We start from the raw sequence: 5,435 nt of genomic DNA on the forward strand, positions 1-5,435 counted from the left end.
AAGGAGGTAAAGTAGGCATCTGCGCGGCAATGCGAAAATTACTCCAATTAGCTTATGGTGTCTTAAAATCTGGAATACCCTTCGATGAAAATATAGCTCTTGCATCATGATGAGCAAGACGGTATCTCCAGTTTGCCCATGATTTGCGCGCGGAAACCATACACCTCCCGTTTGCCGCCGTAGGCCACCAGGTGCACATCCCGCGACTGGCCTGGCTCAAAACGCACCGCGGTACCGGCGGCGATATCCAGCCGGAAACCCCGGGCCGCGGCGCGGTCGAATTTCAGCGCCGGGTTGACCTCGTAAAAATGGAAATGGGAGCCGACCTGGACCGGGCGGTCACCGTGGTTGGCGACGGTGACCGTGACCCGCGGACGGCCGGCGTTCAGTTCGATATCGCCCTGGGCGATACGCATTTCACCTGGGATCATTGCGCTGTTCTCATATCAGATTATCGGGTCATGTACCGTCACCAGTTTGGTGCCGTCAGGAAACGTTGCCTCTACCTGCACATCCGGGATCATCTCGGCGACACCTTCCATCACCTCCTCGCGGGTCAATACCTCCCGTCCCAGGCTCATCAGCTCGGCGACGGTGCGGCCATCGCGCGCGCCTTCAAGTATCGCCGCGCTGATGAGCGCCACCGCCTCGGGATAATTCAGCTTCAGACCGCGCGCGCGCCGGCGCTCCGCCAATAACGCGGCGGTAAACAACAACAGCTTGTCTTTTTCTCGGGGTGTCAATTGCATGCCAAATTCCTCACGTCGACCAGATACGCGGCGCCACGGCGTTGCGTCCCATAATGCCGGGGCGTAATGCAGACCACATCCGGTGCAGCATTCCCTGTAACCGCTGATTGTCATCCTCAAGCGCGCGAACCACCAGCAACTCATCCAGTAGCGTGGCCCCGGCCGCTATCACCCCCGCCGCCGCAATGTGCGTCCGCGTCAGCGCCAGCATGGCCTCATCCGCCGGGGCGGCTAACAATGTCGCGCTCAACGGGTAACCGCCAAGCTTGTCCAGGGCAGGCCCCGTCACGCGCAGCCGCTCTATAAGCCCTGCAGAGGCAGGCAAGCCAATGTGCAACCGCGCATCGAGCTCACCCTCGCTAAAGCGCTCAGCCATCACCGGCCGGCCAAAGCATAAGGTTTCAAAGCCGATAAGCCGCGCCCCCGGGGCCAGGGAAAATTCGGTTTGCATCTTTACCCGGGCGCCGGGGAAGAAAATATTGCCCTGCGGCAACCACTCCAGCGCGCTGTCGGCGCCAAGGGTAAAATGCTGGGTGAGCACCGCCTGCGCCCCGGCGCTACGGTAGAATTTCGTGGCGCCGGGCATGGTGAGCAGCGCCCGGCTGCCGGCGCCCAGGGTAACATTTAAATGCAGCCTATCGCCCCCCACCACGCCACCCGGTGGATGCAGAAGATAGACATGGGGCAAATCGTCCTCGGGGTAGAAAGGCCGCTGCACGGGTAAACGGCCCGCGATGCCTGCGGCCGCTGAGCAGCGTGCGTCCGTCGCGCTGGGTGAAATCCAGCGACAGCTCCCCCACCCAGCCGGCGGATCCCGGCTCAGACTGGCTGGCGGAAAGCGACGACGCGACGGGTGACGGGGTGTGCATGCGGTTCAACATCCTGGAAATACGTTAATGGCAAGGCGGGATGCAAATTCTGTGCCAGCGCACAAGAACCTCAGACGCGGCCGGCACCAACGCCGACGCACCAAAAAGTGGCAACCGCCGTACGTTAATCGCGCGCATTGGAAATCAACGCACCATAACGGTGAAAAAAGGGAATATTGAATGGGCGATTAAGGTGCCTGTAACAGCGGCGTCATCAGCTTTAACGATTGAATCTATTCGTATAAGCCATCCCACGCCGCCGCCGCTGCGCTATGATAGAGCCGTTTTCCTATACGGGTGATTACCCTGCCGTGGCCCGCCTGCGGAGTATGTGAGCGCCCGGTCCGTTTCTACTTTAATGTCGACAGGTGCGCGTGATGTATAATTTTCCCCGTTATCAGGCAAAGGAATTGGCGCTGGCGTATATGACCGGCCGTGCGGAGCGGTTATCGCCGGCGGAATTCCTGCAAGCGCTTGTCAGAGCGGAAAAAGCGTTTGATCATTTGCTCAAACACGGCCGCGAACCCTCTGCCGACCTGGCGGTACAACCGTTCTAGTCCGCGCTGGCCTCATCAAGGAGTTGATAATCCTCGTCGCTGAGCGTTATGCGGGTGGCCTGCGCCAGCTCCGCCAGTTGCGTCAGCGATGTGGCGCTGGCGATCGGCGCGGTAATGGCGGGATGTCTCATCTGCCAGGCCAACGCTATTTGGGCCGGCGTCACCCGATAGGCTTCGCTGATAGCGTCCAGCGCCTGCAGAACCTGCAGCCCGCGCGCGGTGAGATAGCGCTCGATGACCGTGGCACCCCGCGCGCTTTTGCCGGCGTCCTCCGGCGCGCGATATTTTCCGCTTAAGAAGCCGCTGGCGAGCGCATAATAGTTGATGACCCCAATGCCATGGGCGCTCACCACCGGTTGTAGATCCTGCTCAAACTTGCGCCGATCGTAGAGGTTAAATTCCGGCTGCAGAGATTCATAGCGGGCAAGACCGTTTTGCTCGCTTATCCGCAATGCCTCGGCCAGACGCACACCGCTGTAGTTGGAGGCGCCAATCACCCGTACCTTCCCCTCTCTTATCAGGGCATCGAAAGCGTTTAGCGTTTCCTCAAGGCACACGGAAGCGTCATCAGTGTGCGCTTGGTAAAGATCGATATAATCGGTTTGCAACCGTCTAAGGGAATCGGTGACCGCCTGTCGAATGTAGGCCGCCGATAACCCCTTTTTACCCTCGCCCATCGGCATGCCGACCTTGGTCGCAAGGATGACCCGATCGCGGTTGCCGCTGTGTTTTAACCAATCGCCAATCAGCGTTTCCGACTCGCCGCCCCGGTTGCCCGCAGCCCAGCGGGAGTATTCATCGGCCGTATCGATAAAATTCAGTCCATGATCCAACAGCGCATCCAGCATACTGAATGACGTAGGCCGATCAACGGTCCAGCCAAAGACATTACCGCCGAAAGTCAGCTTAGGCACCCGTAGACCCGAACGGCCAAGTGTTCTTTGTTCCATCTCAATCTCCTTATTGAGCGTTGACACCCACCGGGCGCGAACGGGTCGCCCGGCAAGACCGCTTTCGCCCGGCGCAGGGCGTCGGCCAGGCCTAGCGTCAGCGGGTACCGCCCCCGGATGACGATTGAGGCCCTATGCGCTCCCGCCGGGGTGTTACCCTATAATAGCTAATCACGGCTTCGGCGGAGATCGTGAAACAACCTATTACCAGCCCATCACGGTATCGGCGGCAGGCGGGAAACAACCTGTTTCTAGTCGGTAAGCGCATCGGCGGTAAGTCAAAGCAGCCGATTACCGCTCCACATGCCCCCCGCGCAGCAGCGCCGTGCCGAGCGGTAAAGGCTGTCCTCTACCGGGCCAGTGCGTGGGGACCCCACGGGTTAGCCGGCCACGCCAAGCGCGCAGTGGAAAAGCGCTGAGCTTGACGCGCCAAGAAAGACCTCCTTATTTCCTCCATTTTTCCCCTGTCGTCATTGGCTACACTTAACATCATTTTACAGCGCAATTACGCTCTTCCGCGCAAACGGCCAGGTCTGCAACCAGGCATCAGACCACCGGCTGAGGGCGTAGTCTGATGCCGGCGCAACAGGACCTGCAACACCAACGCGAGCGCGCTGGGCGGCACCCCTGCCGCCAAAGGCTATTTTTTTTGATACACTCTGTACGCAGCTGCACCGCCGGCGTTCCGTCGCCCATGTCCTAAGAGGGGTAATCGCGTTTTATGTTCAGGCTTTTGTTTCGTCCCCGCACAGAACACACCTCGCCCGTTCAATCCGTCACGGTGCGCTGGCAGCTCTGGACCGTGGCCTTCGGCTTCTTCATGCAAACGCTGGACACGACTATCGTCAATACCGCCCTGCCCTCCATGGCGCACAGCCTCAACGAAAGCCCGCTGCGCATGCATTCCGTTATCGTCAGCTATGTCCTGACGGTGGCAGTAATGTTGCCCGCCAGCGGCTGGCTGGCGGATCGTTTCGGCGTGAAGAAAGTGTTTTTCAGCGCCATTGTACTATTCACCCTGGGCTCGCTACTGTGCGCGCGTGCCACGAGCCTGCAAGAGCTGGTGATGTCCCGCGTCATGCAAGGGGTCGGCGGCGCGATGATGGTGCCGGTCGGGCGACTGACGGTGATGAAGATCGTGCCGCGGGCGCAATATATGGCGGCGATGGCCTTTGTCACCCTGCCCGGCCAGATTGGCCCGCTGGTGGGACCGGCGCTGGGGGGATTTTTGGTGGAGTATGCCAGCTGGCACTGGATTTTCCTTATCAATTTGCCGGTGGGGATCATCGGCGCCATGGTGACCTGGTGGCTGATGCCGAATTACACTATGCAAACCCGGCGTTTCGATTTTGGCGGCTTCCTGCTGCTGGCGCTGGGGATGGCGACACTGACGCTGGCCCTTGACGGGCATAAGAGCCTGGATCTCGCATTAGGTAATGTGACGGCGCTGGTGGTGGTCGGGGTGCTGGCGCTGCTGTGCTATTACCTGCATGCGCGCGGCAACGATAATGCGCTCTTTACCCTGCGCCTGTTCGATACGCCCACTTTTTCCCTTGGCCTGACCGGCAGTTTGCTGGGCCGCATCGGCAGCGGTATGCTGCCGTTTATGACACCGCTATTTTTGCAATTGGGGCTCGGCTTCAGCCCGTTTCACGCCGGGCTGATGATGATACCAATGGTCATCGGCAGCATGGGGACTAAACGGCTGATAGTGCAGATTGTTAACCGTTTCGGTTATCGGCATGTGCTCACCGGCGCTACGCTGGGGCTTGCGGTGATCAACCTGATTTTTCCGCTGGTGGCGCTGGCGGGCTGGCTATACGCGATTCCGGTGGTGCTGCTGTTGCAGGGCGTAGTCAACGCGATGCGTTTTACCTCGATGAACACGCTGACCTTAAAAGATCTGCCGGACACGCTGGCCAGCGGCGGCAACAGTCTGTTATCGATGGTCATGCAACTGTCGATGAGCCTCGGGGTCACCATTGCCGGCATCCTGCTCGGCCTGTTTGTACCGGCCCATACCCTGGAAGGCAGCACCAATATGCATGAAGTCTTTATCGCTACTTACCTGTGCATGGCGGTGGTCATCGCGCTGCCGGCGCTGGTTTTCGCCCACGTACCGGCGGATACCGGCCAAAACGCGACGCTTGCCGAGCGTAACGGCGAAGGATCATGATGCGCTCTGAATCACCCCGGATAAATTAGAGTCTATACTTTAAAAGTGGAGGTCTCTATGACAACGACCAAACGTTACTCTCCGGAAGTCCGTGAACGGGCAGTTAATCTAGTGCTGGAAACTCAGCATGAGCA

7 protein-coding genes and 1 pseudogene are annotated in these 5,435 nt (G+C 59.4%); 4 read left to right on the forward strand and 4 right to left on the reverse strand.

The features are described 5' to 3' along the window. Positions 1-110 (forward strand): annotated as a pseudogene (locus CINSTRO3249_RS16705) (IS110 family transposase); the annotation flags it as partial. Here the strand turns inward: CINSTRO3249_RS16705 and CINSTRO3249_RS12260 are convergent. The 3 genes from CINSTRO3249_RS12260 to CINSTRO3249_RS12270 are packed head-to-tail and all read right to left on the reverse strand — an operon-like array spanning position 105 to position 1,467. Next, on the reverse strand, positions 105-431 hold the full coding sequence (locus tag CINSTRO3249_RS12260) for an urease subunit beta (protein WP_074013488.1): 327 nt from the start codon (positions 429-431) through the stop codon (positions 105-107). The pseudogene CINSTRO3249_RS16705 and the gene CINSTRO3249_RS12260 sit on opposite strands and share 6 nt — an antisense overlap. 15 nt (positions 432-446) lie before the next feature. Next, the gene (locus tag CINSTRO3249_RS12265) at positions 447-749 is read right to left on the reverse strand and encodes an urease subunit gamma (protein WP_074013489.1); all 303 of its coding nucleotides are present in this window, start codon (positions 747-749) and stop codon (positions 447-449) included. Between the two features lie 10 nt (positions 750-759). Further along, entirely contained in the window at positions 760-1,467 is a 708-nt protein-coding gene (locus tag CINSTRO3249_RS12270; RefSeq protein WP_217265395.1) for an urease accessory protein UreD, read from the reverse strand. 191 nt (positions 1,468-1,658) lie between these two features. Between CINSTRO3249_RS12270 and CINSTRO3249_RS16710 the strand changes: the two genes are divergently transcribed. Next, positions 1,659-1,919, forward strand: coding sequence for a hypothetical protein (locus CINSTRO3249_RS16710; protein WP_125933183.1), 261 nt, complete (start codon positions 1,659-1,661; stop codon positions 1,917-1,919). 76 nt (positions 1,920-1,995) lie between these two features. Further along, positions 1,996-2,175: a hypothetical protein gene (locus CINSTRO3249_RS12275; protein WP_074013490.1), complete on the forward strand. Its 180-nt coding sequence runs from the start codon at positions 1,996-1,998 to the stop codon at positions 2,173-2,175. Here CINSTRO3249_RS12275 and CINSTRO3249_RS12280 read toward each other — a convergent pair. Further along, a complete protein-coding gene (locus CINSTRO3249_RS12280; RefSeq protein WP_074013491.1) occupies positions 2,172-3,125 on the reverse strand; it encodes an aldo/keto reductase in 954 nt (317 codons plus the stop codon). The genes CINSTRO3249_RS12275 and CINSTRO3249_RS12280 overlap by 4 nt on opposite strands. Positions 3,126-3,945: 820 nt before the next feature. Between CINSTRO3249_RS12280 and mdtD the strand changes: the two genes are divergently transcribed. Further along, a complete protein-coding gene (gene mdtD / locus CINSTRO3249_RS12285; RefSeq protein WP_371441384.1) occupies positions 3,946-5,301 on the forward strand; it encodes a multidrug transporter subunit MdtD in 1,356 nt (451 codons plus the stop codon). Positions 5,302-5,435: the final 134 nt, after the last annotated feature.

Source organism: Candidatus Sodalis sp. SoCistrobi (assembly GCF_900143145.1).
In the GTDB taxonomy this organism is placed as follows: domain Bacteria; phylum Pseudomonadota; class Gammaproteobacteria; order Enterobacterales; family Enterobacteriaceae; genus SoCistrobi.

Coding starts and splice junctions, on each gene's coding strand:
- CINSTRO3249_RS12260 (WP_074013488.1), bottom strand. CDS start 431: ATGATCCCAGGTGAAATGCGTATCGCCCAGGGCGATATCGAACTGAAC.
- CINSTRO3249_RS12265 (WP_074013489.1), bottom strand. CDS start 749: ATGCAATTGACACCCCGAGAAAAAGACAAGCTGTTGTTGTTTACCGCC.
- CINSTRO3249_RS16710 (WP_125933183.1), top strand. CDS start 1,659: ATGCAAATTCTGTGCCAGCGCACAAGAACCTCAGACGCGGCCGGCACC.
- CINSTRO3249_RS12275 (WP_074013490.1), top strand. CDS start 1,996: ATGTATAATTTTCCCCGTTATCAGGCAAAGGAATTGGCGCTGGCGTAT.
- CINSTRO3249_RS12280 (WP_074013491.1), bottom strand. CDS start 3,125: ATGGAACAAAGAACACTTGGCCGTTCGGGTCTACGGGTGCCTAAGCTG.
- mdtD (WP_371441384.1), top strand. CDS start 3,946: ATGCAAACGCTGGACACGACTATCGTCAATACCGCCCTGCCCTCCATG.